This is a genomic window from Streptomyces xiamenensis (genome assembly GCF_000993785.3).
GTDB classification, from domain to species: domain Bacteria; phylum Actinomycetota; class Actinomycetes; order Streptomycetales; family Streptomycetaceae; genus Streptomyces; species Streptomyces xiamenensis.
In genome coordinates, this window is sequence record NZ_CP009922.3 from 2497015 (window position 1) to 2521102 (window position 24088).

Genomic DNA, 24088 nt, shown 5'->3' on the forward strand with positions numbered 1-24088 from the left:
GCGGGGCGGTGTGCCGGGCGGCGCATCGGCTGGAGCCCGGCAGCGCGCGCTCAGGCGTCCCTGCGGCCCAGAGCCGTATCGGCCGCCAGCAGGAGCAGCACGGTGTACCCGCCGACCAGGGCCAGGGACGGCCAGGCCGCCAGGGACCCCACCGCCTCAGCCGTGGCGTCGGAGGTCTGGGTCAGCTTCTCCAGCGCCGCCGTGGGCGATATGCCCGCCACCCAGCGCTGCGCGTCGCCGAACAGCGGACCGAACAGCGAGGGCAGCAGCAGCACCCCGAGCACGGTGGTCACCGCCCCCGCCGAGTGCCGTACCAGGGTGCCCACCGCGAGACCGAGCAGCCCGGCGACCGAGAAGGCACCCGCCACCCCCAACAGTGCTGGCATCGGGTCGCCGTGCGCGTACCCGTCGCCCAGCAGCGCGCCGCCCACCAGATAGGCGCAGCTGACGGACGGCAGTGCCAGCAGATACAGACCGCCCGCCACCAGCACGGCCTTCGCCCCGAGCACCGTGCGCCGCCGCGGTGTCGCTGCGAAGGTGGTGCGGATCGTGCCGCTGCTGTACTCGCCGCTCATGACCAGCGCGCCGACCACTGCCGCCAGCATCATCGCCGGGACCGAGAGCGTCAGCGCGCCGCCCAGCACCGTGTCGTCCGGCTGAAGACTCTCCGTGGCCGCGACGAACACCGCGCCGGGGACCGGCAGCACCGCCATCACCACGGCGGTCCACACCGTGGAGCGGACGCTGCGGAACTTGATCCACTCGTGGGCCAGCGCTGCCCGCATCCCCCTCACCGGCCCACTCCCCCGAACTCCACGGACGAACGCGCCATCTCCGTGTAGACGTCTTCCAGCGAGGCGCGCCGGGGCGTCAGCTCCCGCAGCGCCACGCCGTGGGCCCGCGCCAGCTCTCCGATCCGTGCCGGGGCCGGACCCTCCACCAGCCAGCCGCCACCGGAGTCCAGCCGCACCCGTGCCCCGGGCTCGCCCTCCAGCAGGGCCCGCAGCCGCTCCGCCTCCCCCGCTCCCTCGCCTGCCCGCACCACGGTGTGGGCCCGCGAGTTGGCCTCGATGAACTCCCGCACCGAGGTGTCCGCGAGCAGCCGCCCGCGCCCGATCACGATCAGATGGTCCGCCGTCAGCTCCATCTCACTCATGAGATGGCTGGACAGGAACACCGTGCGCCCTTCCGCCGCCAGCGACTTCATCAGGTCCCGGATCCACCGGATGCCCTCGGTGTCGAGCCCGTTGACCGGCTCGTCCAGGAGGAGGGTCCGCGGATCACCCAGCAGCGCCGCCGCGATGCCCAGCCGCTGCCCCATGCCCAGGGAGAACCCACGGGTTCTGCGCCGGGCGGTGGCCGCGTCCAGGCCGGCCATCGCCAGCACCTCGTCCACCCGCCGGCGCGGGATGCCGTTGCTGGCGGCCAGCCCTGCCAGATGTGCGTACGCCGACCGGCCGCCGTGCACCCCCTTGGCGTCCAGCAACGAGCCGATGTCCCGTAATGGCGTGGGCAGTTCGCGGTAGGTGCGGCCCGCGATCAGCACGCTGCCCGCCGTGGGCGTGTCCAGGCCCAGCATCATCCGCATCGTCGTCGACTTGCCCGCCCCGTTCGGGCCGAGAAAGCCGGTCACCCGGCCCGGCCGCACCGTGAAGGTCAGTCCCTCCACGGCCGTCCGCGCTCCGTATCGCTTGGTCAGCTCCCGTACCTCGATCATGTCACCGACGCTACGAGCGACCGGGTGTCCCCCGAATCCGCCTGCGGGAGTCGGCCGCTACTCCCGCCGGAGTATTCAGCGGGCCGGCCGCCGCTCGCGGCCCGCCCCGGCCGTGACCAGGCCGGTTTCGTAGGCCAGCACCACCAGTTGCGCGCGGTCGCGCACGCCGAGCTTGGTCATGGCCCGGCTGACGTGGGTCTTCGCGGTCAGCGGCGACATGAACAGCCGGGCGCCGATGTCCGCGTTGCTCAGTCCGGCCGCCACCAGCGACACCACCTCGCGCTCCCGCTCGGTCAGCACCGCCAGCCGCCGTTCCGCGTCCACCGGGCGGGCCGTCCGCAGCCGGGCGAACTCCTCGATCACCCGGCGGGTCACCGAGGCCGCCAGCAGGCTGTGCCCCTGCGCCACCGTGCGGATCGCCTCCCGCAGCCGCTCCGGCTCGATGTCCTTCAGCAAGAACCCCGCCGCGCCCGACCGCAGCGCCTCGAAGACGTACTCGTCCACCTCGAAGGTGGTCAGCACCAGCACCCGTACGGCGTCCAGCGCGGGGTCGGCGGCAATGTGCCGGATCGCCTCGAGACCGTCCATGCGGGGCATCCGGATGTCCATCAGCACCACATCGGGCCGGGTGGTGCGCACCGCCGCCAGGGCCTGGGCCCCGTCCGCCGCCTCGGCCACCACCACCAGGTCCTCGGTCAGGTCGAGCAGCGCCCGGAACCCGGCGCGCACCACCGGCTGGTCGTCGGCCAGCACGACCCGCACCCGGCTGCCGTCGTTCATCACGTCTCCCCGGTGTTCGTGGCGATGGCGGTGGCAGTGGTGCCGCGCGGATGGACCGGCAGCACGGCCCGGACCCGGAAGCCGCCGTCCGGGGTCGGGCCGCAGGCGATACTGCCACCGACGGTGGCGGCCCGTTCCCGCATGCCGAGCAGCCCGAACCCGCCTACGGCCTCCCCCACCCGGCCGCTGCCCGCCGCCGGCGGACCCTCGTCCACCACCTCAACGGTCAGCGGCCCGGCGCCGCCCTCACCCGAACGGTGGATCCACACGCCCGCCGTGCGCGCCGCCGAGTGCTTGACCACGTTGGTCAGCGCCTCCTGCACGATCCGGTAGGCCGCCAGCTCCACCACCGTGGGCAGCGCGGCCCCGGCCCCCGATCCGTCGCGCAGGGTGACCCGTAGCCGGTCACCCGACATCCGCGCGATCAGCTCCTCCAGCTGCGACAGCCGCGGTATGGGCGCCGTCGGCGGCGGCCCGCCGTCCGCGCCGGGACCGTCCTCGCGCAGCACCGCCACCGTGGCGCTCAGCTCGCGCACCGCCTCGCGCCCCGAGGCGCGCACCTGCCGCAGCGCGCCACGCGCCACCTCGGGTCTGTGGTCCAGGGCGTCCAGGGCGACCGCGGCCTGGACGGTCATCGCGGAGACCGTGTGGGCGACGATGTCGTGCAGCTCGCGCGCGATGCGTACCCGTTCCTCGCGCACCCGGCGGTCCGCCTCCCGCTCCCGCTCCCGCTCGGCGTGCCGGGCCCGTTCGGCGTAGTGGGCGGTCAGCTCGCGCCGCCCTCGCACCGCCTCGCCGAGCAGCAGCGGCACCAGCGGCACCGCCAACTCAAGTACGGGTGAGGGCACGGCGTTGCCCGCCTCGCGCCCGGCGAGCACAGCCGCCGCCCCGGACAGCAGCGCGGCCACCACCGCGACCCGCACCGTACGGCCGCGGTGCCCCGAGACCGCCACGAAGTACAGACTCACCATGAACGGCAGGTTCAGCAGCTCGCCGATGTGCCCGTACAGCGTCCAGGCGAGGGAGCCGGCGCCGGTCACCACCGCCGAGGACAGCGGCAGCACACGGTGCGCCAGCAGGCCGGCCACGGACAGGGCCAGCACCAGCCAGCTGAACCAGTCGGGCTCGCCCGAACCCGGCACATCGGCGGCCAGGTCCGCCGTCGTGACGCAGCCCACGGCCACGCTCAGCGCCACATCCCGGACCGTCAGCCGCCTCGCCACGCTCGCCACACGACTCACCGTACGGGCGCGGTCGCCCGGGCGCGTACTCCAGCGGGAGTAGTTCCGGCCGGTGAGGGCCCGGCCGGAACGACCGCCGTCCGCCCCGCTACATATTGATCATGTGCCCCGAGAGCCCGTGGATGGCCTCCTTGACCGCCTCGCCCAGCGTGGGGTGCGCGTGCACGTTCCGCGCCACCTCATGGACGGTCAGGTCCCACTGCTGCGCCAGGGTCAGCTCCGGCAGCAGCTCGGTCACCTCGGGGCCGATGAGGTGCGCGCCGAGCAGCTCGCCGTGCGTGTCGTCCGAGATGATCTTGGCGAAACCGGTGGCCTGCCCCAGCCCGTGCGCCTTGCCGTTGGCGGTGAAGGGGAACTTCACCACCTTCACGTCCCAGCCCCGCTCCGCCGCCTGCTCCTTCGCCTGCGCCTCGGTCCAGCCGAAACTGGCGATCTGCGGCTGGCAGTAGGTGGCGCGCGGGATCATCACGTAGTCGAGCTCCATCGTCTCGGCGCCCGCGATCGTCTCGGCCGCGATGATGCCCATGGACTCGGCGGCGTGCGCCAGCATGAGCTTGGCGGTGACGTCCCCGATCGCGAAGATGTGCGGCACCGAGGTACGCAGCCGCCCGTCGACGTCGATGGCGCCGCGCTCGGTGAGCCGTACCCCGGTGTTCTCCAGCCCGTAGCCCGTCACCCGCGGCGCGAAGCCGATCGCCTGGAGCACCTTGTCGGCCTCCAGCACCTGCCGGGTGCCATCCGCGCGGGTCACGGTCACCCGTACCGGCGCGGCCGGGTCGCCGTCGTCGATCGACTCGACCCGGGTGGAGGTGAGCGCCTCGATGCCCAGCTTGCGGTACTGCCGCGCCAGCTCCTTGGAGACGTCCGCGTCCTCCAGCGGCACCAGCCGGTCCAGGAACTCCACGATCGTCACCTTGACGCCGTAGGAGGCCAGGACGTACGCGAACTCCACCCCGATCGCCCCGGCACCCGCGATGATGATGGAGCCGGGCAGCTCCGACTCCAGGATCTGCTCCTCGTAGGTGACCACGCGCTCGCTGAGGCTGGTGCCCGGCAGCAGCTTGGTGGTGGCGCCGGAGGCGATGACGCAGTGGTCGAAGGTGACGGTCTCGGTGCCGCCGGAGTTCAGCTCCACCCGCAGCGTGTGGTCGTCGGCGAAGGTGCCGCGGCCCTGGTACTCGGTGATGCCGTTCTTCTTCATCAGGTAGTGCACGCCGGCCACCCGCCCGTCGGCGACCTTGCGGCTGCGGCTGTACGCCTCGGTGTAGTCGAAGCTGACCCGTCCCTCGACCTTGATCCCGAAGGTCTGCGCCTCATGGGTGAACAGGTGGGCCAGTTCCGCGTTGCGCAGCAGGGCCTTGGAGGGGATGCACCCGACGTTCAGACAGACCCCGCCCCAGTACTTCGCCTCGATGACCGCGGTCCGCAGTCCGAGCTGGCTGGCGCGGACGGCGGCGGTGTAGCCGCCGGGTCCGGCGCCCAGGACGACGACGTCATAGTGCGTGCTCATGCGTCTCACGCTTTCTGGGTGAAGGGGTGGCTGATGGCTGTGCCACCGACACTACGCCGCACCTACCACACGTCGCCGTCCCGCCAGTCGCAGGACAGCTCGCCGGCCAGGTCGAGCGGGATGTCGGCCGGAGGCCGTACCGGCAGGACGAACACCCCGTCGTCGTCCTCCGCCGTACGGGCCAGGCCCTCGGCCGTCATCGCGAAGGTGGGCCCCTGCCACTTCCGCCAGCCGCGCGCCGCGTAGAAGTCCCGCGCGTCCTCGGAGGAGGCGAGCGCTCCCAGGTCGTACGCGCGGCGCACGATCTCCTCCAGCGCGCGCAGCAGCGCGGCGCCGTGGCCGTGCCCGCGGTGCCCGGCACGGACCGCGACCCCTTCGAGGTACCCGGTCCGGATCGCCCGCCCGCCGTGCAGCAGCCGGCGCTGGATGACGGCGCCGTGCCCGATGACGAGCCCGTCCGGCGTACGGATCAGGGCGTGCAGTCCGCCCAGGGTGTGGGACCAGTCCTCGTCGGTGAAGTCGCCGTCGAACGCCTCGTCGAGGAGGGCGCGGACCGCCGTGCGGGTGTCGGCGTCCAGCTGCGCGGTGTGAACGATCTGTGGTTCGGGTGCGGCCATGGCCGTCATCCTGACAGCAGGGGGCGACTACGGCATCCGGGTTCTGGTCGGGGGCTGAAGGTGTGTCAGCGGCGGCCGTACGGTGTGGCGGCGCCAGCATCGGCGACGTGCGTCAGCGAATCCGTACATTTCAGCGAGGCGTCGCCCTCGCGGTGGTGCTCGCCGCAGCGTGTCCCTCCCCCGGGGCGGCCGCGACGCCACCGACGGTCGAGTCCCTGACGGCCGAGGTCAGGGAGCTGCGGGCGGAGGCCGCCAGCGCCACCGCCACCCACGAGCGGCTGCGAAGACGGCAGATCGACCAGCGCGCCGAGGTGGCCGAGGTGCGCGAGCGGCTGACGGCGGAGCGCGAACGGCTGGCCGCCCTGCGGGACATCGCCGGGCAGCGGGCCCGCGAGCAGTACCGCTCGGGCGGCGGCGGCACCGGGCTCGCCCAGCTGATACTGGCCGACTCCCCCGACATCTTCCTGCGCCGGGTCTCCCTGCTGGGGCGCGGCGACCACGCGGCCCGCCAGTTGCTGGAGGAGGTGCGCGACGCCGAGGCGGCACTGGCCAGGGAAGAACTGCGCGCCTCCCGTACCTACACCCGCATGCGGCAGGAGGCCGAGCGGCAGCGGGAGGTGCGCGAGGAGGTCGAGCGGAGCCTCGCGGAGGCGGAGCGGCGGCTGACGGAACTGCGTGAGCTGCGCGAACGGCAGGAGGCCAGGAAGCGGCGCGCCACCGCGCAGCCCGCCGCCGCGCTGCCCGCCCTCGTTCCGGCCGGCGACTGCGCGACGCGGGTCCGCGACGCGGCCGAGCTGGCCGAACCGGCGGGCGGCGGCGCGTCCTGGGTGGCGCCGGTGGAGCGGTACACGCTCTCGGCGTCGTTCGCGCAGAACGGCGGGATGTGGTCCTCGGCCCACACCGGCCAGGACTTCGCGGTGCCCACCGGAACCCCCGTACGGGCGATCGGCTCCGGCACCGTCGTGTCGGTGAGCTGCGGAGACGCCTTCGGCAACAGTGTGATCATCGACCACGGGAACGGCTACTACAGCCAGTACGCGCATCTCTCCCTCACCGAGGTGGCGGAGGGCAGCCGCATCGCCGTCGGTCAGCGCCTGGGCCTGTCCGGCAGCACCGGGAACTCCACCGGGCCGCACCTGCACTTCGAGATCCGCCTGACCCCGTACGTCGGGTCGGCCATCGACCCGGCCCCCTGGCTGCGCGACCACGGCGTGACCCTGTGACCCGGTGACCCGGTGAGCTTGCGGTGGCACGATGCCGTGCCACCCGTCCACCGTCCACCGTCCGCCCGTCGCGCGTCGCACACCGGGGTTCACAGCAGCCGCTCGGCCAGCGCGTGCGCCGCGAAGACGGCCGCCGTACCGGTGACGACGCTGACCGCCATGTTGAGGGCCGCCAGCAGCCTGGCCCCCGACTCGGCCAGCCGCAGCGTCTCGTAGGAGAAGGTGGAGTACGTCGTCATCGCCCCCATCATCCCCGTGCCCAGCAGCAGTTGCGCGGAGGAGGAGGCCGCCCCGGCCGCCGCCGCGCCGGTCAGCGCGCCGAACACCGCGCAGCCGGCCACGTTCACCGTGAAGGTGCCCCACGGAAAGAGCTGATCGTGCCGGGCCTGCACCGCACGGTCGGTCAGATAGCGCAGCGGCGCGCCCACCATGCCGCCCACGAACACCAGGATCCAGTTCACCGGACGATCTCCACCTCGTCCACCCACGCCACCAGGGTCTCCCCCACCACTTCCCGCAGCTCCGCCACGAACGCCCGCACCCGTTCCGCCACATCCACGACGACCACCGCCACCGGCAGCTCCTCGCTCAGCGACAGCAGCCGGGTGGTGTGGATCAGCGAGGACGCGCCGAAGCCCTCGATGCCGCGGAAGACGCTCGCCCCCGCGAGCCGGGCCCGGTGCGCCCGGTGCACGATCTCGCTGTACAGCGGCCGGTGCCCGTGCAGGTCGCCCTCACCGACCAGCACGGTGAGCCGCAGTCCCGCCGTCGTCCGTCCCGCCGTTCCCGCTGGTCCCGCCGCCCCGGTCGCCGCCGTCGCCCCGGTCGCCCCGGACGTCATGCCGGCCTCCGTCGCCGGGCCAGGACCGCGCGCGTGGACGCCGTACCCGCCCACACGGCGGCCATCGCCGCCGCCAGGGTCGCCACCAGATACCCCAGCGCGGGCCCCACCCGCCCCGCGTCCGTCAGGGCGCGGATGCCCTCGGCGTACGCGGAGAAGGTGGTGAAGCCGCCCAGCACACCGGTGCCCAGGAAGGACCGTGCCAGCGGGTGCCCGCGTTCCTCGGTGATCACCATCAGCGCCCCGATGAGGGCACACCCGAGGGCGTTGACCGCGAGAATCGTCCAGGGAAAGCCGCTCTCGGCGGGCACTTCCCACAGCCGCGTCGCACCGTACCGTGCCGTCGCGCCCAGTCCGCCGCCCAGCGCCACGGCGAGTACCACCGTGGGCGCGGGCCCGGCGGACGGGCGCGGCGGCCTGGGCTTGTCCATGGTGGCGTCATGTTAACGCCGGGACCCACGCCGGCCACGGGTCAGTTCGCCGGCTCGGGAACGGGCAGCGGCCGTACCCGGCCCTCCAGCATCGCGCCGAGCCCCTGGACCGCGCACAGCCCCGGGTCCTCGGCGACGTTGACCGGCATGCCGGTGTTTTCGCGCAGCGTGGTGTCCAGGCCCGGCAGCTGGGCGGCGCCGCCGGTGAGCATGATGCCGCGGTCGGCGAGGTCGGCCACCAGGTCGGGCGGGCAGCGGTGCAGGACGGCGCGGATGGCGTCCAGCAGGGAGGTGAGCGGGGTGCGCACCGCCAGCCGCAGGCTCTCGGGGTCGACCTTGACCGTGCGGGCCAGACCGGTGGCGACGTCGCGCCCGTGCACCTCGGTGATCTGCGGGATGTCGCCGTTGAGCACCTGGTGCAGTGGCCGGACCGCCAGCGAGGGCAGCAGCAGCTCGTGCTGGTTGCGCAGGTGCTGGACGAGGGCGCGGTCGAACGTCTCGCCGCCGATCGGCACCTTCTCGGCGGCGACGATGGAGCCGAGGGAGAGCACCGCGACCTGGGTGGTGGCGGCCCCGACCTGCACGATCATGGTGGCCTCGGGCTGCTCGACCGGGAGCCCGCAGCCGATGCCGGCGGTGACGAGGGAGTCGACGAGTTCGACGCGGCGGGCGCCGAGCCCGATGAGGGTCTCCAGCGCGGCGCGGCGGGCGAGCGGGTCGGCGTCGTGCGGGATGCACACGGCGGCGCGCAGCAGCGGCTTGCGGCGGAAGGCTCGGCGCAGCTTGGGGCCGACCATGGCGCGCAGCATGCGCTGGGCCATGTCGATGTCGACGACGGTGCCGCCGTTGATGGGGCGCACGACCCGGATGTTGGCGGGGGTGCGTCCGGCCATCCGCTCGGCGGGGGAGCCGACCGCGAGCAGGGCGCCGGTCTTGGTGTTGACGGCGACGACTGACGGTTCGTCGACGATGAGTCCTGACTGCTTGAGGTAGACGCGGGTACGGGACGCGCCCAGGTCGGCGGCCACAGTGCAACGACGGAGATGGTCAAGACTGAGGGTCATACTGATCATCTTGTGTACCCGCCACCGGAGACGCCCGCTGGAGTGCTCCGCACGGGGCGTCCAACACTCCGTCAGAGCACGTACAACCACCGACATGGCCGTATGAAGTACATACGATGACACCGGTGGCGTGGTCGGCGCGGAGGGCGAGGGCTTGGTTCGTCCGCCCGGCGCGCGGCGGCTTCGGCCCGTGCGCCCTGCGGACATGGCCCGGACAACGAATCGGACCCGCACCACGACGGGTGCGGGTCCGGAGGTACGGCGCGGCAGGCCCCTTGCCCGCTTCACCGCCCGCGTCACGCTTCGGCGAGCACCACCCAGACCTGACCGGTGGCGAAGCGCAAGGGCTCGCCGTCCGGGGTGGTGAAGGTGGTACCGCTGTCGGCGTCCGGCCGTGACCAGCGACCCTCGTACTTCTTGCCGTCCCGCAGCACCGTGGCGGCGCCCTCACCCGTCGTCTGGGTGAACGGGGTGAACGCGCCGGAGCTGTCGTGGAACTCCGACTGAGAGATCGTCACGTGCTGCACGACCACCGTGGCCGGGGCCAGGTCGGTGTTGTCCCCGTCGAGGCTCACCTTCCAGTGCTTGTCCTGCGCCGACCAGCTGAAGCCGAACTCGGCCGCCGGGAACGACACCTTCTCCTCGGTGGTGTCGGCACCCCCGGAGGCGGGAGCGTCCCCGAAGCGGAAGCCGATGTCGGCGGCGTCGGAGGCATCGGGTGCGGCGGCGAGCAGTTCCTTGGGCTTGCCGAAGAGATTGTGCGGGGCGTCCCGGTCGTCGTGCCGCTCGTACGCCTCGGGGGCCATCCCCGGCGTCAGCTGGATCAGCCGGGCGTCGTCCAGTTCGGGCTGGAGCGCGCTCTGCACCCCGGAGTAGGCCAGCGCCGGGGTACCGAACTGCCGCAGCAGCTCCAGGTCCGACTGCCGCGCCGAGCGGACGGGGCCGACCTCGTCGGGCAGCGTCCCGGAGAACACCGCGAGGAAACGGCTCAGCCCCGCCTCGACCTGCTCGGCGTACACGATGTCGGCGTCCCCGAGGCCGACCTGCGGCCTGGCCTGCGGGGCGTTGTCCACCTTGACGGCCAGGACGGGCCCGGCGGCGACATCCTCCCCGGTGAACGGTGAGGCCGCCTTGGCCCCACCGGTCTCACCCCCGTCGCTCTGACCCCCTCCACCGTCCCCACCGCTGCCACCACACCCGGCCACCAGAACGCCCAGCACCATGGCCAGGACCAGCGCACGTACTCTCATGCGGGGAAGTTCACCACATATGCCCGCTATGCACGCAGAAGGTGACCCGCCGGAGCCCGGCGGGTCACCTCGGTCGTGCTACGCGCTGCGGGACGGTCAGGGAACCACGACCGCCTGGGACTCGGCCACGGTGATGGTGCTCTCCTGCCAGCCGCTCTCCAGGGAGTCCGGCAGACCGGCGATGTCCAGCGGGGAGCCGTTCTGCTCGAAGTGCACGTCGTAGACCAGCCGGCCCCGCGACGTGTAGTCGCCGGCCCGGTCGTAGGTGTACGAGCAGGCGTCGCTCTCGGCCGTGACGAAGTCACAGGTCATCACGCCACTGCCGTCACCGGGATCGACCTCGATGTGCGAGGGGGTTCCGACGGCGACGACGCCCAGAGCGGCGCTGCCCGAGATCGTCCCGCTGGAAGGACCGTCCGCCCACCACCAGGTGTCGATGTAGATGATGGAGTTCCGGGGCGGGCTGTGGGCGAGACTGAAGTCGGGAGTGCTCAGGGCACCGAAGGCCTGAAGGGCCAGCTCTTCGATCGATGGCCCCTCGTCCTCCGGCCCGGTGTACCAGGTGTATCCCTCAGAGGCCACTGACCCATCCGGCGCGTAGCAGTACCGGTAGACGTAGACGGCGCCCTCGGAGGGGGGCTCCTCCGGCCAGGTATCAGGAGTCGGGTAGTAGGCCGTGGGGTTGTTCACCCAGCAGGCGTTCTGACCCATGCAGTACCACTCGTCCGCGCCGGGCGCGTGCTCCTTCACCCAGTCCAGGGCACACGCCGGCTCGGTGTTCCCGCCGCCCCCGCCTCCGGAACCACCACCGCTGCCGTTCTCGCCCGGTGTCGTCTCCCGGCAGTCGTAGACGAAATCACCATCCGCGTTGACGTATCCGTCGCAGTCCGGATCGGCTGCCGCCCGCCCCGCACCCAGGAAGGACAACAGGCCCACGACCATCGCGAGGACGACGAGCAGCCCACCCGTCGTCGCTCCGCGCCCCCGTCCGGCCATCAACATGTGATCGTCGCCTCCTCAACCGGGAGCGTCGCGTTGATGAGCCAGTCGCCTTCAGCGGAACGCTCAGCCGTGACCACGGTCGGACGTGTCTCCGTAAGCTCCACAGGCATGCCGCCCTCCAGGGGCTCACCATCTTTCAGAAGGGGCCAGTCGGCTTCGTTCTTGCATGCCTCGATGCGGCCCTCGTCACCGTCAACCGTGACGGTCACATTCTCGATCGTCGGGGCACCCTCACGGAAGATCCCCTGGCCGAAGTAGGTGTCGATCCGGCTCAGCTGAGCCTCGATCACCGCCCTCGTCGCCACATCGTTCAAGAGGGACGCGTCCAGGGCGTCCGACTCCTTCTGGAGTTCCACCATGGCGTCCCAGTACGCCTCGTACAGCGCCACCAAGGCCGCCTCGTCGTCCGCTTCCCCGCCCTCCGCGTCCGGGGAAGCGGACGACTGGTCGCCCGTGTCGATGGGTTCGTCGTTGTCGCCGCCGTCGGATGAGCAGCCGGCGACCGTGGCCAGGGTGAGGGCCAGGCCGGCTGCCAGGCCCGCGCGCCTGATTCGCTTTTCACGCATCCTGCTCGTCACGCGCGCCACCCTAGCGATGGCCGGAACCCGGCGGGAGATCTGGGCGAATCCAGGTGCGAAGTCGTGACAGAAGACCCGCCCCGCAGGCAACCCGCCCTCCCCTTCTCAGCCGGAATACCCGGCGCGTGGCAGGTGCGGGCTCCGGCCGCCGGCGACATGGACCACCAGAGCGTCAGCCGGGGGCGGGCCGTCACGCGGTGAGGGTCGCGAACGCGCCCCACAGCACCGGGGAATGCTCGACCGTACGCCGTTCCCGCCACGCCGCGAGCCGTTCGCGCTGCCAGCCGGCCAGCGCCCGCACCGGATCGTCGCTCTCGTGCGCGGCGTCGATCGCGCGGATCGCCTCTCGCAGGGGGTACGCCGCACGGTCGGCGCCGGCGAGCGCGAAGGCGTGGTCGGTGGGCAGTGACCAGCGGGTGCAGGTCACCAGTTCGGCGCCGCCGCTGATCATTGCCGCCGCCAGGCCGAGCGCGTCGCCGAACCGCAGGTCCCCGCCGCTCTCGCAGGCGATCAGGGCCACTCTGCCGGGCACCGGCCAGCGGTCGGAGTCCAGCAGCAGGTCCTTGGCGGACAGCGGGCGGTGGCCGCGCAGCGCCGGGGCGTGGCCGGGGTGCGCGTCCGTGCAGGCGAGGTGGAGCCGGGCGTCCTCGCTCTGTCCGGAGCCGTGGTCGGCGGCCGTCACATGGCCCGCGTACAGCAGCCGGCCGGCGCCCGCGGTGAGGGCGGCGGACAGCCAGGCGCGGTCGGTGTCGGTACGGCGGAACAGCCCGCCCGGCGGGGCGGGCACCAGCCGGCCGGCGGACGCGTAACCGGCCAGCTGCCGGGCGAGCGGCGCGTCGGAGGGCACCGGCCCGAGGACGGAGCCGAGCCGGGAGCCGGTGCCGTACCCCGGCACCCGGGGGTCCAGTACGGCGACCACCGGCAGCGTGCGGGTCGCCGCCCAGGAGCGGGGGGTACGCCCGGGGGCGTGCACGATGCTGGCCGGCGCCAGCACGCTGACGTCCGCCACCTCCAGCAGCCGGATCTCGGGGGCGGAGTCGAGGGCGAGGAGTTCCCAGGGCACCTGGGCGACGCGCGGGGAGGGCTGGACGCGCAGCAGCGGCCGGATGCCCTGCTGGTACAGCTGGTGGAGCTGGAAGGCGAGGCCGTACGGGACGAGGGTGCGGGCGAGTTGCTCGGCGAGCGCGCGTTCCGTGTCGTACACCGTGAACCCGCCGGCCGGGTCCCCCGGGCGGGCGGCGGCGAGCGCGGCCATGGCGGCGCTGACCTGGTCCTGCGGGATGACGGTGACGCCCACCTCGGACAGGGCGTGGGTCCAGCGCCAGGAGACGTACAGGTCCCCGGCGTCCGCGAAGCGCACCTGCACCGTGTAGCGGGTCACCAGCTCGGCACCGTTCGCGTGTCGCGCACCGGGAGGCCGTACCGCTGTTCGGCGAGCGCGATCCGGTCGGCCAGCGCGACCTCGCCGTCCCCCTCGCCGTCCCCGTCCGGGGTGAGCAGCAGCCGGGGCGGCGGCGCCACGGCGAAGGCGTGGGCGTGCGGGGGTGGTTCGTCCAGGAGGGAGCCGAGCGGGCCGGGACCGTCCGGGGGCGGGACGGCGTTCTCGCGCAGGATCGGCGTGGTGGCACACTGCACCTCGATCAGGTGCGCGACGAGCAGCGCCTCACCGGCGCGTGCGGCCAGCCGGAAGACGAGCCGGAGCGCGGGTTCGGCGACGTTGCGCCGCCAGCGGTCGCGCTGCCGTCCGGCGGCCAGCCCGTACCGTACGGCGTCGATGGCCAGCGCCGCCGGGACGGCCAGGTCCAGGGCGCGGGCCAGCTGCCCCGGGTCGCCGCCCTGTTCGAGGAGGGCGGCGTGGGCGAGGTGGGTCTGCGCGTGGCGCAGTCCGAGGCCGAGCGCGGCGAAGGTGTCGGCGGCGTGGGTGAGCAGTTCCTCGGCCTCGGCCGGCCGCCCGGCGAGGTGGGCAACCTCGGCGCGGCGTACCGCCAGTGCGGCCTCGGTGGGGGTGGCGCCGGCCTGCCGCAGGAGGCTCTGGGCGCGGCCGTACAGCGTCTGGGCCTCGTCGAGTTCGCCGCGGGAGGCGGCGAGCAGGCCGAGCTGTTCCCAGCCGACGGCGGTCTCCACCGTCAGCCCGGCCGGCCCGGTGTGGGCGAGTGCGGCGTGCAGCAGGGGTTCTGCCTGCTCCGCGCGGCCGGTCGCGGTGTACAGCTGGGCGAGCATGAGGCGGACGGAGGCGGCGCCCGCCGGTTCGCGGCCGGCCTCGCAGGCGGCGAGTGCCGCTTCGGCGAAGTCCTCGGCGGGTTCGTACCGTCCGGTGGCGAGCGCGAGGGCGGCGACGTTCATCAGTGGGCGCCCGACCAGGTCCGGCCTGATCCGGGTCACCACCTCCAGCGCCTCGGCGGTGAGCTGTTCGGCCCGTGGCCAGTCCTCGCGCTGGATGGCGACGGTGCTGAGGGCGACGAGGCAGGACATCAGCAGTTCGGCGGCGCCGGACGGGGGGTCGGCGGGGTCGGGGGCGGCGGGGCCGGTGCCTGGGATGCCGTACGGGCCGGCGGGCGTGGCGGCGGGGCCGGGCCACTGCGGCGAACCGGCGGCGGCGGCAGGGGTGTCGCCCACCGGGATGTCCCGCTCGCCGGGCCCGGGGAGCGGCGCCGTGGCCCCTGTCGCCGAGGCGGCGGGCACGGACTCCGCGTCCGGGCCCCGGGCGCCGGGGTGCGGGAGCGCCGCCGTCGCCAGGGCGTGGCATTCGGTCAGCACCGCCTCCGCCTCCTCGTACGCCCCGGTTTCCAGCAGCGACTGGGAGAGGTTGAGCAGGATCGCCGGGCGCAGCGCCGGGTCGGCGCCGGGGGCGTCCAGCGTGCGCCGGAGGGTGGCGATCGCCGCCGGGTGGTCGCCCAGGTGGGCGGCCGTGGTGGCGAGGTTGACGAGGATCTGGAGGTGCTGGCCGGCCAGTTCGGGGTGGGGTTCGGCCGCGCGGGCGGCCCGCTCGAACAGGTCGTGCGCGGCCTGCGGCGCGCCCCGGCGGAACTCCTCGATGCCCGCGTCGGCCAGTTCGGCGACCGTGACGGAGACCGCGAAGGGATCGGTCATCAGTACTCCTGCTCGGCGGCGCGTTCGGCGCGCAGCGGGGCGATGTCCGAGGGGACTCCGGCGAGGCGGGCGCGGGCCAGGGCGCGGACGCGTTCCCGCAGGGCGCGCTGCGCGGCGTCGTCGGGGGTCGGCGGATCGGGGAAGGCGGGCAGGTGGACGGTGAAGGTCAGCGGTCCCGCGCCGGGGAGTTCGGTGGTGCCCGTCCAACTGTCGTCGGTCAGGCGCAGCGGCGCTTGGGCGGTGCTCCCGTCGGCCGCCGTGACGGTGGCGCGGGGCAGCAGCTGGGCGGGCACCGGCACCCGGTCGGTCAGTCCCGCACCGGCCACGACGCTCAGCTCGACCTCCGTGCGTCGTGTCGCGGAGCGTACGATCTCCCAGCTCAGGGCCTGTTCCGAGGCGTCGAGCAGGCCGGGCGGGACCCGGCGCCAGTCGGTGCCGGCCGTGCCGCGCGCCAGGACGCGGGCGCTGGCGGACGCGCCGGGCCCGGCCGCCAGGGCGTAGTCCGTACGGGGCGGGGTGCCCGCCGGTGAGGTGGCCGCCCCGCCGTCCCCGTACTCCTCGGACGCACCGTGCTCCCCGTACTCCCTGTACTCCCCGTACTCCTCACCGCCGGACAGCAGTTCGCACTCCTGCTCCAGTTCGGCGATCTCCGCCGTCAGCAGCCGGTCGTCCAGCGGCGGGATGCCGTCGATGACGGAGGCCGGCCACCAGCGGGCCGCCCAGTGCGCGTACGCCAGCCGCCGTGCCGCGCGCGCGAGCCCCGGCAGCGCGGGCACCGCCGGGCCGAGCGGTTCCCCGGACGCCGCGCGCAGCGCCGCCGCCTCGCCGTACAGGGCCCACAGCCAGCCCTGCGCCGCCGGCAGGTCGTCGAGCACCGCGACCGGATCGGCCGCGATATCCCACACGGTCCAGGTGAGATGCCCGCCCGCCACCTCCAGGACCGCGCTGTCCGCACCGGCCATCAGGCGTTCACCGTTTCCGTGTCCGTGTCCGTGTCCGTCTCGGTCGCCGTGTCCGGCCGCGTCATCCGTACGGTCAGGGCGCGGCGTACCCGGGTGCGGTGGTCGAGGATCACCGAGCGGGCCACCCCGTCCAGCAGATCCCACAGCTCCTGCGACGCCTCGACGGGCGCCTGCCGTACGTCCCGGCCGTGCAGCCGGGCCCACAGCCGCCGCAGGTAGCCCTGCCAGGGGTGGCGCAGTTCACGCGCGATCCGGTGCAGCGGATCGTCCGGTCCCGCGGCGGGCGCGTCGGGCCGGATCAGCATGCGGCGGGCCCGCAGGACGTACGCCTCGCGCCGCCAGCGGGCGTTGAGCGCCCGCCCGGCCGCGGTGTCACCGGGGGCGGCGCCCAGCGGGCGCAGTCCGAGGGCGAGGCGTTCGCCGACGGCGGCCGTCACCCGCAGCGTCTCGTCGGTCAGCCCCCACGGCGCGCAGCCCCGGGTGATCTCCTCGGTCACCAGGGCGGGCAGCGGCGGCAGCGCGGAGCGGTCGGCGGCGGCCCGCAGGGTGGTGAAGACCCGTTCGTGGACGGTGCGGTCCAGGGGTGCGCCGAAGGTCATGGTGCTCGCCGTGAGCCGGGGCCGCTCGGGTGCCGGCCGCTCGGTGAGGCCCAGCCGGCGGGCCGGGGGGACGCGGTCGGGGTCGGTCAGCGAGGTGCCCGTGGCCGACCCGGCCCGGCGGGCGGTCAGTTCGGCGAGGGGTGCGGCGACGTCTGCGCCCGCGCCGTCGAGCACGGCGGTGATCAGCGCGGCGGTCCTGGCCGGGTCCGGGTCGGCCGTCCGCTCGCGGCGCGTCCAGGTGGTGTCGATCAGTTCCGTCAGCCGGGCCGCCCGCGCGGGGTCGGCCAGGTGCTCCCGCAGGTCGCGCGTGGTGCGGCCGTGCGCCGTCCCGTGGAGTGCGCGCAGGATGTGCTCCGCCGTGGCCCGGTCGCGGGGTTCTCCGGTGGTGGCCAGTTCGAAGCAGCGCTGGAAGTAGCGGTCCTGCGGATGCCCGTCCGTGATCCGCAGCTCGCGCCGTACCCGCTTGAGCAGTTCGTACCAGCGCGCCGTCTCGCTCAGGACGTCCCCGGCCGCGTAGAGGAGGGAGGCCAGCAGGACGGCGCCGTCCGCGCCGACCACGCTCCCGGCGCACTGCGGGTGCTGGAGCGGGCGGATGACCAGCGGATCCAGGATCAGTTTGACGGTGCGGCTGAGCGGGCCGCCGTGCGCGCCGCTGAGCGGGTCGACGCCTTCCAGCCGCTGCCACGCCTCGTGGATCACGGCCGCGCGCGGCCGTGCCCCCGCCTGTATGTCCGATAGGTGCGCCACGTCCGCCAGCCTAAGCGGCGGCCCGCAAACCTGGGATCGGTAGCGCGGATTCGCTTCCTACCGTCACGGCATCACGTCGATGAAGGAGTGCGCGTCATGGTCAGCAAAGTCTCCGTACTGGTCCGGGTTCTGCTCGCCCTGGCGGCGCTGGGCGCGATCGGCTACTACCTCTGGTACGGGCTCACCGGTCAGGGCGACACGGACCTGTACCCGAGTGCGTGGGTCGGGCCGCAGCTGGCGCTGCCGATCGTGGGCAGCATCGTGCTGTCGGCTCTGAGCGCCGGCGCGTTCGCCCGCCGGCTGCTCAGCGCGTACGGCGCGGGCGGCAACAGCGCGAGGATGCGCAAGGAGGGGCTGCTGGGGGTCGGCACGGTGCTGTCGGCGCGGCCGGCCGGGGTGGAGATCAACGGCCGTCCGGTGCTGCGGGTTGCGCTGAGCGTGCTGGGGGCGCGGGACGAGACGTTCGAGGCGTACGCGAAGGTCGCGCTCGGGCCGATGGACGGCACTCAGCTGGTGCGGCCGGGGGCGATGCTGCCGGTGCGTTATCTGCCCGGTCACCGCCCGGGGGAAGTGGTGCAGGTGGAGATCGACTTCTCCGGGGACACCGCCGAGGCGCAGGCCGCGATCAACCGCGCGATGGTCAAGCGCGGGCTGACGACCGAGCGCCGTCTGGACATCGCGGCGCGCGGGGTGGCGGCACAGGCGGTGGTGCGGGCGCTGGAGGTGACGGGCGCGGTGCGGGACGGGATGGCGGAGCTGGCGCTGGAGCTGGTGGTGACCAACCCCGGCGACGGCTCCACCTTCCCGGCCACGGTGCGGCGCTTCCTGCCGGCGGACGCGGTGCCGAAGGTGCAGGTGGGGCGGATGGTGAGGGTGCACTATCTGCCGGGCGCGGAGGACGAGGTGGTGCTGGCGTTCAGTCTGCACACCGACTGAGGCGCACCCCGCCCCGTTACCAGCTGGACTTGCGCACGCCGGGCAGATACCCGGCGTGCGCCTGCTGCCGCAGTGAGATGCGGGAGAGTCCGAAGGCCCGCAGGTGGCCGCGGGGGCGGCCGTCGGTGCTGTCGCGGTTGCGGATCCGGGTGGCGCTGGCGTCGCGCGGCTGGGCGCGCAGTTCGCGCTGGGCGGCGGCGCGTTCGGCGTCGCCGGTGCGCGGGGAGCGGATCAGCTCCTTGAGTTCGGCGCGGCGGGCGGCGTAGCGGGCGACGACGGCCTTGCGCCGTTCGTTCTGCGCGATCTTGCTCTTCTTGGCCATCAGACCTTTCCTCCCCGGGCGCGGATGCGGGCGACGGCGGCCTCAATGCCGAGGGTGTCGACGGCCTTGATGCCCTTGGTGCTGAGGGTGAGCCGGACGAAGCGGCCCTCGCTGGGGAGCCAGTAGCGCTTGCGCTGGATGTTGGGGTCGAAGCGGCGCGGGGTGCGCACGTGGGAGTGCGAGATGGTCTTGCCGAAGCGGGGCGCGCGGCCCGTCAGCTGGCAGTGCGCGGACAAGGAAGAACTCCTTAATGAAAATGGTTACCGTTTCTGTATAGTAGCTGGCATGCCCAGGAACGACATCCGCCCGGTCATCAAGCTGAAGTCCACGGCCGGCACCGGCTACACGTACGTCACCCGCAAGAACCGCCGCAACGACCCCGACCGCCTCGTCCTGCGCAAGTACGACCCGGTCGCGCGCCGCCACGTCGAGTTCCGCGAAGAGCGCTGAGGAGCACCCACGACCATGAAGCCAGGCATCCACCCCCCGTACCGGCCCGTCGTCTTCCGTGACCGCGCCGCCGGCTTCGCCTTCCTCACCCGCTCGACCGCCACCAGCGACAAGACGGTGGAGTGGGAGGACGGCGCCACCTACCCCGTCATCGACGTGGAGATCTCCTCCGCCAGCCACCCCTTCTACACGGGCAACGCACGCGTCGTGGACACGGCGGGACGGGTGGAACGGTTCGAGCGCCGCTACGGGCGGCAGCGATGACCGGCGCCGACCGCGGCCCACAGCCGGCGGCGGGCCTGCCCGTCGTCATCGTCGCCGGGCTGCACGCGGACGCCCGCCGCGCCGCCGTCGACGCGCTGCTGCGCACCGTGCCCGGCTCCGTCGCGCTGCACCACGACCTGACCGACGGCGCCGCCCGGGGCACCGTCACCCGGACCATCCGCAACGCCCCGCTCGGCGTCATCGGCAGCGGCGAGGCACCGCTGGTCAACGACTGCGCCTGCTGCGCGCTGCGCGAGGACCTGGTCCCCGAGCTTGCCCGGCTGGCGGCCGGCGGCGACTGCGCCCTGGCGGTCGTCGAACTGTGGGACTCGGTGGAGCCCAAGTCCATGGCCGAGGTGATCACCGAGCACGCGGACCCGGACGCGCTGCGCGTGGCCGGGGTGGTCACCGCCGTGGACCCGGCACTGGGACTGCCCTTCCTGGGGTGCGGCGACGACCTCGCCGAACACGGGCTGGCCGCCGCCGCGACCGATCAGCGCACGGTGGGCGACACCTGGGCGCGACAACTGGAGTACGCGACACTGCTCGCCCTCGCACCGGGCGCGCAGAGCGAGGAGGCGGACGACGCCGACCACGCGCTGCTCGCCCAACTGCATCCCACCGCCCGGCGGGTGGAGGTCACCGAGCCGCGGTTCGCGGCGCTGGCGATGGCCGGGTTCGACCCGGCGGCGGCGGCCGACCGGCTGCACCCGGCGTCCGCGCTGCTGCCGCAGGCCGCCGACGCGTCGGGGGTCACCACGCTGGTGTGGCGGCAGCGGCGTCCCTTCCACCCCGATCGGCTGTACGCGGCGCTGGAGGATCTGACCTGCGCCGCCGCCCGCAGCCGGGGGCGGTTCTGGCTGGCCGACCGGCCCGATGTGCTGCTCTCCTGGGACGCGGCGGGCGGAGCGCTGTGCGTGGAACCGGCCGGGCCGTGGCTGGCCTCGCTCCCGGACGCCGCCTGGGACCTGGTGCCGCCGGTACGCCGCGCCGCCGCCGCGCTGGACTGGGACCCGGTGTGCGGGGACCGCGTCCAGCATCTGGTGTTCACCTCGCCCGGTCTCGACAGCGGCGGGCTGACGGAACTGCTGGACTCCTGCCTGCTGACGGACGCCGAGTACGCGGCCGGGCGCACCGCCTGGGCCGGCCTGCGGCCGTCCTCCTTCGACGAACTGCTCGACCCCACCACCTCGGGAGTGCCGGAACGATGAACCAGCGCCGTACGTCCAAAGACCGCAGGCAGTCGGCCAAACCCCGCCCCAACCCGCTGGACGCGGCGGGGATCACGTACATCGACTACAAGGACACCGACCTGCTGCGGAAGTTCATCTCGGACCGGGGGAAGATCCGCAGCCGCCGGGTCACCCGGGTCACGGTGCGGCAGCAGCGGGCGCTGGCGCGGGCGATCAAGAACGCGAGGGAGATGGCGCTGCTGCCGTACGCGACCCGCTGAGCCGATCGTCGGGGATGGGCTCTGACCAGGGGTGATGGGGCGACGACTGCCCGTTGTGCACGTGCATCCTCACGTGCACCTGCATATGAACGACGTTATGCTGTACGGGAGTTGAGACTTCGCACATGTAGCACGACCCCCGGGAGAGCCCCAGTGCCCGACGTTTACAACGGCATGGCCGCGCAGCAACTGGAAGATGTGCAGTGGCTCAAGAGCAGCCACAGCAACTCCCAGGGCACCTGCGCCGAGTTCGCCCAGCTCCCCAGTGGTGAGGTGGCGATGCGCAACTCCCGCTTCCCCGACGGCCCGGCGCTGGTCTACACGCGTGCGGAGGTCGCCGCCCTCCTGCTGGGCGTGAAGGACGGCGAGTTCGACCACCTGGTGCGCTGACGCGCGGCGCCCGGCCTAACCGGGGGCGGCGGAGGCGGCGCGCAGCATGCGGAGCTGCCCGATCTCCGCGACGTTCTTCATCAGTTCGGCGTTCGCCCAGCTCAGCATGTGGCCGACCGTGTGGGCCGGGTCGTCCTGCCAGGGGAAGGGGGCGGTGGCGTCCAGGTCGGTGTCGGACAGGTCATCCAGCAGAGCCAGCCATCCCGTCCGCAGCTCGCGGAGCCGGGCGATGGCGGCGGGACCGTCACCCGCCCAGTGGACCTCGGTGCGGTCCCTGGGCGTGCGCCCTCGCGCGTGGTCGAGGGTGACGCTCCACCACCAGTCGATGTGCCAGCTGACCCAGCCGATCGTGGGCACCGGGACGGGGTCGGGCTCGACATCCGCCCAGTCCGGGAGCCAGCGGCCCTCGGCGTCGGGCCGTACCGTCCAGCAGTGGGCGGGGCCCGCCGGCTCCCACAGAAAGTCGTCGGGCTCCAGGCGCTCCAGGTGGTACTCGAACAGCGACCAGGTCATCTCGAACTGCCACCGCAGCAGCGCGGTGCGGGATGCGTGCATCCGCCGACCCTGGCACAGCGGCTGCCCGTCGGACAGTGAATATCGCCCCGGCAGGGGCGGGGTGAGGCCGCGGACCCGTCAGGGCCGGAACGCCGGCGCGGTGGGCGTCGGGGTGGGCGAGGGGCGCGGGCAGTCGTCACCGCCCGAACCGCCGCTGCTACTGCTGCCGCCCGTGGTCGCGATGCCGCCGGGCCGGGTGCGGCCGCCACCGCGCCCGCCGCCCGAACCCCCCGATGAGCGTCCGGGGTGCGCGACGGTGCCGACCTCCCCGGTCTCGCACTCCTTGTCGCCGCCGCTCCCACAGCCGCCCACCGCCAGGGCGGTGAGCAGGGTGAGCAGCACCGCCCCCGATGTGGTCGCGCGTATGGATCCCTTTGCCTGGCGCCGCATGATCGTCCCCCCGACACGGCCGTCCGTAACGCGCCCATGGTACGGGGGAGTTCAGATGCGGAAGACCGCCCAGACCACTTTGCCGCCGCTCTCGGTCTGATGGCGCCAGCCCCAGCCGTCGCTGAAGCACTCCACCAGGTGCAGCCCGCGCCCCGATTCCGCGCCCGGGTCCGCCTCCGTGCGGCAGGGCGCGGTGGCACTGGCGTCGCGCACCGCGCACACCAGCCGCCGGCTGCCGCGCACCAGTTCCAGCTCGATCGCGGGGTCCCCGTACCGCAGCGCGTTGGTGACCAGTTCCGACACCACCAGGGAGACGGAGTCGAACTGCTCGCTCAGCCGCCAGAAGCGCAGCGTGCTGCGGGTGAAGTCCCTTGCGCTGCGGACCGATTCCGGCCGGTCGGGGAGGCCGAGGGTGGCCGTACCGGCCACGGTGCGGCTGTCGAAGGCGGGGAACGACGGCCCTAACACATCGAGCACGGGCGTTCTCTCGTTCCCCATGCGGCACTCCTGGCGATCACGGCGGCGGTGGTCCGGGCAGGCTCCTACAGACGCACCGGCTCCCAGCGCGTAGATCCTCATGCTTCCCAACGCCCCGGCCGAATGCAAGGGCAGATGCACGTGCATGTTCAAAAATCAATTGACTGTAATCAAGCCACCACCGAATGAAGCCTGGAGATGGCAGACTTCGCACAGTCCGAAGTGGAGGGCTGACCGAATGACCGCACCGACCACCACCCACCGGCAGCGACAGCCGCAGCAGCGGAACACAGGGGGCAGTGCCAGCATGGCCATGGCCGAGCGAGATGACAGCGGCTCGATGGTCCGCCGGATCCTGCTGGGATCACAGCTGCGCCGGCTGCGCGAGTCGCGCGGGGTGACCCGCGAGGCGGCCGGATACTCGATCCGCGCCTCCGAATCCAAGATCAGCCGGATGGAGTTGGGGCGGGTCAGCTTCAAGCAGCGGGACGTGGCGGACCTGCTCACGCTGTACGGGGTGGTGGACGAGGCCGAGCGCGAATCGCTGCTCGGCCTCGCGCGTTCCTCCGGCCACGCCGGCTGGTGGCACAGCTACAACGACGTGCTGCCGGGCTGGTTCCAGACCTATGTCGGCCTGGAGGCGGCGGCCGCCCGGATCGCCGCCTACGAGGTGCAGTTCGTGCACGGGCTGCTCCAGACCGAGGCGTACGCCGAGGCCGTGATCATCAGCGGCCACCGGGGCGGACTGCCGCGCACCGAGATCGAGCGCCGCGTCGAACTGCGCATGCAGCGCCAGAAGCTGCTGTTCGGCGAGCGGGCCCCGCAGGTGCACTGCGTGCTGGACGAGGCCGCGCTGCACCGGGGGTACGGCGGCCGGCAGGTCATGGCGGACCAGATCAAACTGCTGCTGGAGTTCTCCGAGCTGCCCCACGTCACGCTCCAGATCGTCCCCTTCGCGTACGGCGGGCATGTCGCGGAGAGCGGGGCGTTCACCGTGCTGCGCTTCGCCGAGCGGGAGTTGTCGGACGTGGCCTACGTCGAGCAGCTGACGGGCGCGCTCTATCTCGACAAGCGCGAGGACGTCGCCTCCTACCAGGCGGTCCTGGACCGGCTCTCCGACGCGGCGCAGCCGCCGGCGGAGTCGCGGGAGCTGCTGAACCGCGTCGTGCGGAAGCTTCTCTGAGTCCGAGCGGCCCGGC

The 24088-nt window shown here is 73.4% G+C and carries 30 protein-coding genes; 8 read left to right on the forward strand and 22 right to left on the reverse strand.

Features of this window, described 5'->3' with window-relative positions; translation table 11 throughout:
* Positions 1–50: 50 nt before the first annotated feature.
* The 6 genes from SXIM_RS11480 to SXIM_RS11505 all read right to left on the reverse strand — a co-directional run bounded on the left by SXIM_RS11480 (position 51) and on the right by SXIM_RS11505 (position 5865).
* On the reverse strand, positions 51–785 hold the full coding sequence (locus SXIM_RS11480) for an ABC transporter permease (protein ID WP_046723833.1): 735 nt from the start codon (positions 783–785) through the stop codon (positions 51–53).
* 5 nt (positions 786–790) lie between these two features.
* Complete coding sequence (locus SXIM_RS11485; RefSeq protein WP_030735066.1) at positions 791–1717, reverse strand: ABC transporter ATP-binding protein; 927 nt, start codon at positions 1715–1717, stop codon at positions 791–793.
* A 75-nt stretch (positions 1718–1792) separates the two neighbouring features.
* Entirely contained in the window at positions 1793–2497 is a 705-nt protein-coding gene (locus tag SXIM_RS11490) for a response regulator (protein WP_046723834.1), read from the reverse strand.
* Positions 2497–3729 (reverse strand): sensor histidine kinase, encoded by a 1233-nt coding sequence (locus SXIM_RS11495; RefSeq protein ID WP_246156870.1) that lies wholly within the window; start codon positions 3727–3729, stop codon positions 2497–2499. The genes SXIM_RS11490 and SXIM_RS11495 overlap by 1 nt, the downstream gene beginning before the upstream one ends.
* A 97-nt stretch (positions 3730–3826) precedes the next feature.
* On the reverse strand, positions 3827–5248 hold the full coding sequence (gene lpdA, locus SXIM_RS11500) for a dihydrolipoyl dehydrogenase (RefSeq protein ID WP_046723837.1): 1422 nt from the start codon (positions 5246–5248) through the stop codon (positions 3827–3829).
* Between the two features lie 62 nt (positions 5249–5310).
* Positions 5311–5865, reverse strand: coding sequence for a GNAT family N-acetyltransferase (locus tag SXIM_RS11505; RefSeq protein ID WP_375879408.1), 555 nt, complete (start codon positions 5863–5865; stop codon positions 5311–5313).
* A gap of 107 nt (positions 5866–5972) precedes the next feature.
* Here SXIM_RS11505 and SXIM_RS11510 point away from each other — a divergent pair, with 107 nt between their 5' ends.
* On the forward strand, positions 5973–7088 hold the full coding sequence (locus SXIM_RS11510) for a murein hydrolase activator EnvC family protein (RefSeq protein WP_148236101.1): 1116 nt from the start codon (positions 5973–5975) through the stop codon (positions 7086–7088).
* An 89-nt stretch (positions 7089–7177) separates the two neighbouring features.
* Here the strand turns inward: SXIM_RS11510 and crcB are convergent, their stop codons facing one another.
* From crcB to SXIM_RS11565, 11 genes are all read right to left on the reverse strand, one after another.
* Positions 7178–7549: a fluoride efflux transporter CrcB gene (crcB, locus tag SXIM_RS11515; protein ID WP_030735083.1), complete on the reverse strand. Its 372-nt coding sequence runs from the start codon at positions 7547–7549 to the stop codon at positions 7178–7180.
* Positions 7546–7929: a DUF190 domain-containing protein gene (locus tag SXIM_RS11520; RefSeq protein ID WP_078846889.1), complete on the reverse strand. Its 384-nt coding sequence runs from the start codon at positions 7927–7929 to the stop codon at positions 7546–7548. Before SXIM_RS11520 ends, crcB begins: the two co-directional genes overlap by 4 nt.
* Entirely contained in the window at positions 7926–8360 is a 435-nt protein-coding gene (locus SXIM_RS11525; protein WP_046723843.1) for a fluoride efflux transporter FluC, read from the reverse strand. The genes SXIM_RS11520 and SXIM_RS11525 overlap by 4 nt, the downstream gene beginning before the upstream one ends.
* Before the next feature lie 41 nt (positions 8361–8401).
* Positions 8402–9424: a rod shape-determining protein gene (gene mreB, locus SXIM_RS11530; protein ID WP_030735092.1), complete on the reverse strand. Its 1023-nt coding sequence runs from the start codon at positions 9422–9424 to the stop codon at positions 8402–8404.
* A gap of 296 nt (positions 9425–9720) precedes the next feature.
* On the reverse strand, positions 9721–10674 hold the full coding sequence (locus SXIM_RS11535) for a DUF3048 domain-containing protein (protein ID WP_046723844.1): 954 nt from the start codon (positions 10672–10674) through the stop codon (positions 9721–9723).
* 96 nt (positions 10675–10770) lie between these two features.
* Positions 10771–11676, reverse strand: coding sequence for a hypothetical protein (locus SXIM_RS11540; protein ID WP_148236102.1), 906 nt, complete (start codon positions 11674–11676; stop codon positions 10771–10773).
* Positions 11670–12254, reverse strand: coding sequence for a hypothetical protein (locus tag SXIM_RS11545; RefSeq protein ID WP_053116164.1), 585 nt, complete (start codon positions 12252–12254; stop codon positions 11670–11672). The genes SXIM_RS11540 and SXIM_RS11545 overlap by 7 nt, the downstream gene beginning before the upstream one ends.
* A 190-nt stretch (positions 12255–12444) precedes the next feature.
* The gene (locus SXIM_RS11550; RefSeq protein ID WP_246156871.1) at positions 12445–13635 is read right to left on the reverse strand and encodes a CHAT domain-containing protein; all 1191 of its coding nucleotides are present in this window, start codon (positions 13633–13635) and stop codon (positions 12445–12447) included.
* Positions 13632–15344 carry a tetratricopeptide repeat protein gene (locus SXIM_RS11555; protein WP_053116165.1) on the reverse strand — a complete coding sequence of 571 codons (1713 nt, stop codon included), beginning with the start codon at positions 15342–15344 and terminating at the stop codon, positions 13632–13634. The genes SXIM_RS11550 and SXIM_RS11555 overlap by 4 nt, the downstream gene beginning before the upstream one ends.
* Positions 15344–16306, reverse strand: coding sequence for a hypothetical protein (locus SXIM_RS11560; RefSeq protein ID WP_053116166.1), 963 nt, complete (start codon positions 16304–16306; stop codon positions 15344–15346). The genes SXIM_RS11555 and SXIM_RS11560 overlap by 1 nt, the downstream gene beginning before the upstream one ends.
* Complete coding sequence (locus SXIM_RS11565; RefSeq protein ID WP_218941160.1) at positions 16306–17652, reverse strand: hypothetical protein; 1347 nt, start codon at positions 17650–17652, stop codon at positions 16306–16308. The genes SXIM_RS11560 and SXIM_RS11565 overlap by 1 nt, the downstream gene beginning before the upstream one ends.
* A gap of 96 nt (positions 17653–17748) precedes the next feature.
* On the opposite strand from SXIM_RS11565, the gene SXIM_RS11570 reads away from it, so the two are divergent.
* Complete coding sequence (locus tag SXIM_RS11570; protein ID WP_046723847.1) at positions 17749–18588, forward strand: hypothetical protein; 840 nt, start codon at positions 17749–17751, stop codon at positions 18586–18588.
* Positions 18589–18604: 16 nt separating this feature from the next.
* Here the strand turns inward: SXIM_RS11570 and rpsN are convergent, their stop codons facing one another.
* Together rpsN and rpmB are read right to left on the reverse strand one after the other, a co-directional pair.
* Positions 18605–18910 (reverse strand): 30S ribosomal protein S14, encoded by a 306-nt coding sequence (gene rpsN / locus SXIM_RS11575; RefSeq protein WP_030735111.1) that lies wholly within the window; start codon positions 18908–18910, stop codon positions 18605–18607.
* Complete coding sequence (gene rpmB / locus SXIM_RS11580) at positions 18910–19146, reverse strand: 50S ribosomal protein L28 (RefSeq protein WP_030735113.1); 237 nt, start codon at positions 19144–19146, stop codon at positions 18910–18912. Before rpmB ends, rpsN begins: the two co-directional genes overlap by 1 nt.
* A gap of 49 nt (positions 19147–19195) precedes the next feature.
* Here rpmB and rpmG point away from each other — a divergent pair, with 49 nt between their 5' ends.
* The 5 genes from rpmG (at position 19196) to SXIM_RS11605 (ending at position 21467) form a co-directional block, all read left to right on the forward strand.
* Complete coding sequence (gene rpmG / locus SXIM_RS11585) at positions 19196–19360, forward strand: 50S ribosomal protein L33 (RefSeq protein WP_030735116.1); 165 nt, start codon at positions 19196–19198, stop codon at positions 19358–19360.
* A gap of 15 nt (positions 19361–19375) precedes the next feature.
* Positions 19376–19624, forward strand: coding sequence for a type B 50S ribosomal protein L31 (locus SXIM_RS11590; protein ID WP_030735119.1), 249 nt, complete (start codon positions 19376–19378; stop codon positions 19622–19624).
* Entirely contained in the window at positions 19621–20835 is a 1215-nt protein-coding gene (locus tag SXIM_RS11595) for a CobW family GTP-binding protein (protein ID WP_046723848.1), read from the forward strand. The genes SXIM_RS11590 and SXIM_RS11595 overlap by 4 nt, the downstream gene beginning before the upstream one ends.
* Positions 20832–21077, forward strand: a complete 246-nt coding sequence (gene rpsR, locus SXIM_RS11600) for a 30S ribosomal protein S18 (protein ID WP_030735124.1) — start codon at positions 20832–20834, stop codon at positions 21075–21077. The genes SXIM_RS11595 and rpsR overlap by 4 nt, the downstream gene beginning before the upstream one ends.
* A gap of 174 nt (positions 21078–21251) precedes the next feature.
* The gene (locus SXIM_RS11605; RefSeq protein ID WP_046725597.1) at positions 21252–21467 is read left to right on the forward strand and encodes a DUF397 domain-containing protein; all 216 of its coding nucleotides are present in this window, start codon (positions 21252–21254) and stop codon (positions 21465–21467) included.
* 15 nt (positions 21468–21482) lie between these two features.
* On the opposite strand, the gene SXIM_RS11610 is transcribed toward SXIM_RS11605, so the two are convergent.
* The 3 genes from SXIM_RS11610 to SXIM_RS11620 all read right to left on the reverse strand — a co-directional run bounded on the left by SXIM_RS11610 (position 21483) and on the right by SXIM_RS11620 (position 22910).
* Complete coding sequence (locus SXIM_RS11610; RefSeq protein ID WP_030735137.1) at positions 21483–22022, reverse strand: DinB family protein; 540 nt, start codon at positions 22020–22022, stop codon at positions 21483–21485.
* A 78-nt stretch (positions 22023–22100) separates the two neighbouring features.
* Entirely contained in the window at positions 22101–22412 is a 312-nt protein-coding gene (locus SXIM_RS11615; protein ID WP_148236103.1) for a hypothetical protein, read from the reverse strand.
* Positions 22413–22463: 51 nt separating this feature from the next.
* Positions 22464–22910: an ATP-binding protein gene (locus SXIM_RS11620; RefSeq protein ID WP_030735147.1), complete on the reverse strand. Its 447-nt coding sequence runs from the start codon at positions 22908–22910 to the stop codon at positions 22464–22466.
* Between the two features lie 292 nt (positions 22911–23202).
* Between SXIM_RS11620 and SXIM_RS11625 the strand changes: the two genes are divergently transcribed.
* Positions 23203–24072 (forward strand): helix-turn-helix domain-containing protein, encoded by an 870-nt coding sequence (locus tag SXIM_RS11625; protein ID WP_046725598.1) that lies wholly within the window; start codon positions 23203–23205, stop codon positions 24070–24072.
* The last annotated feature ends 16 nt before the right edge of the window (positions 24073–24088 follow it).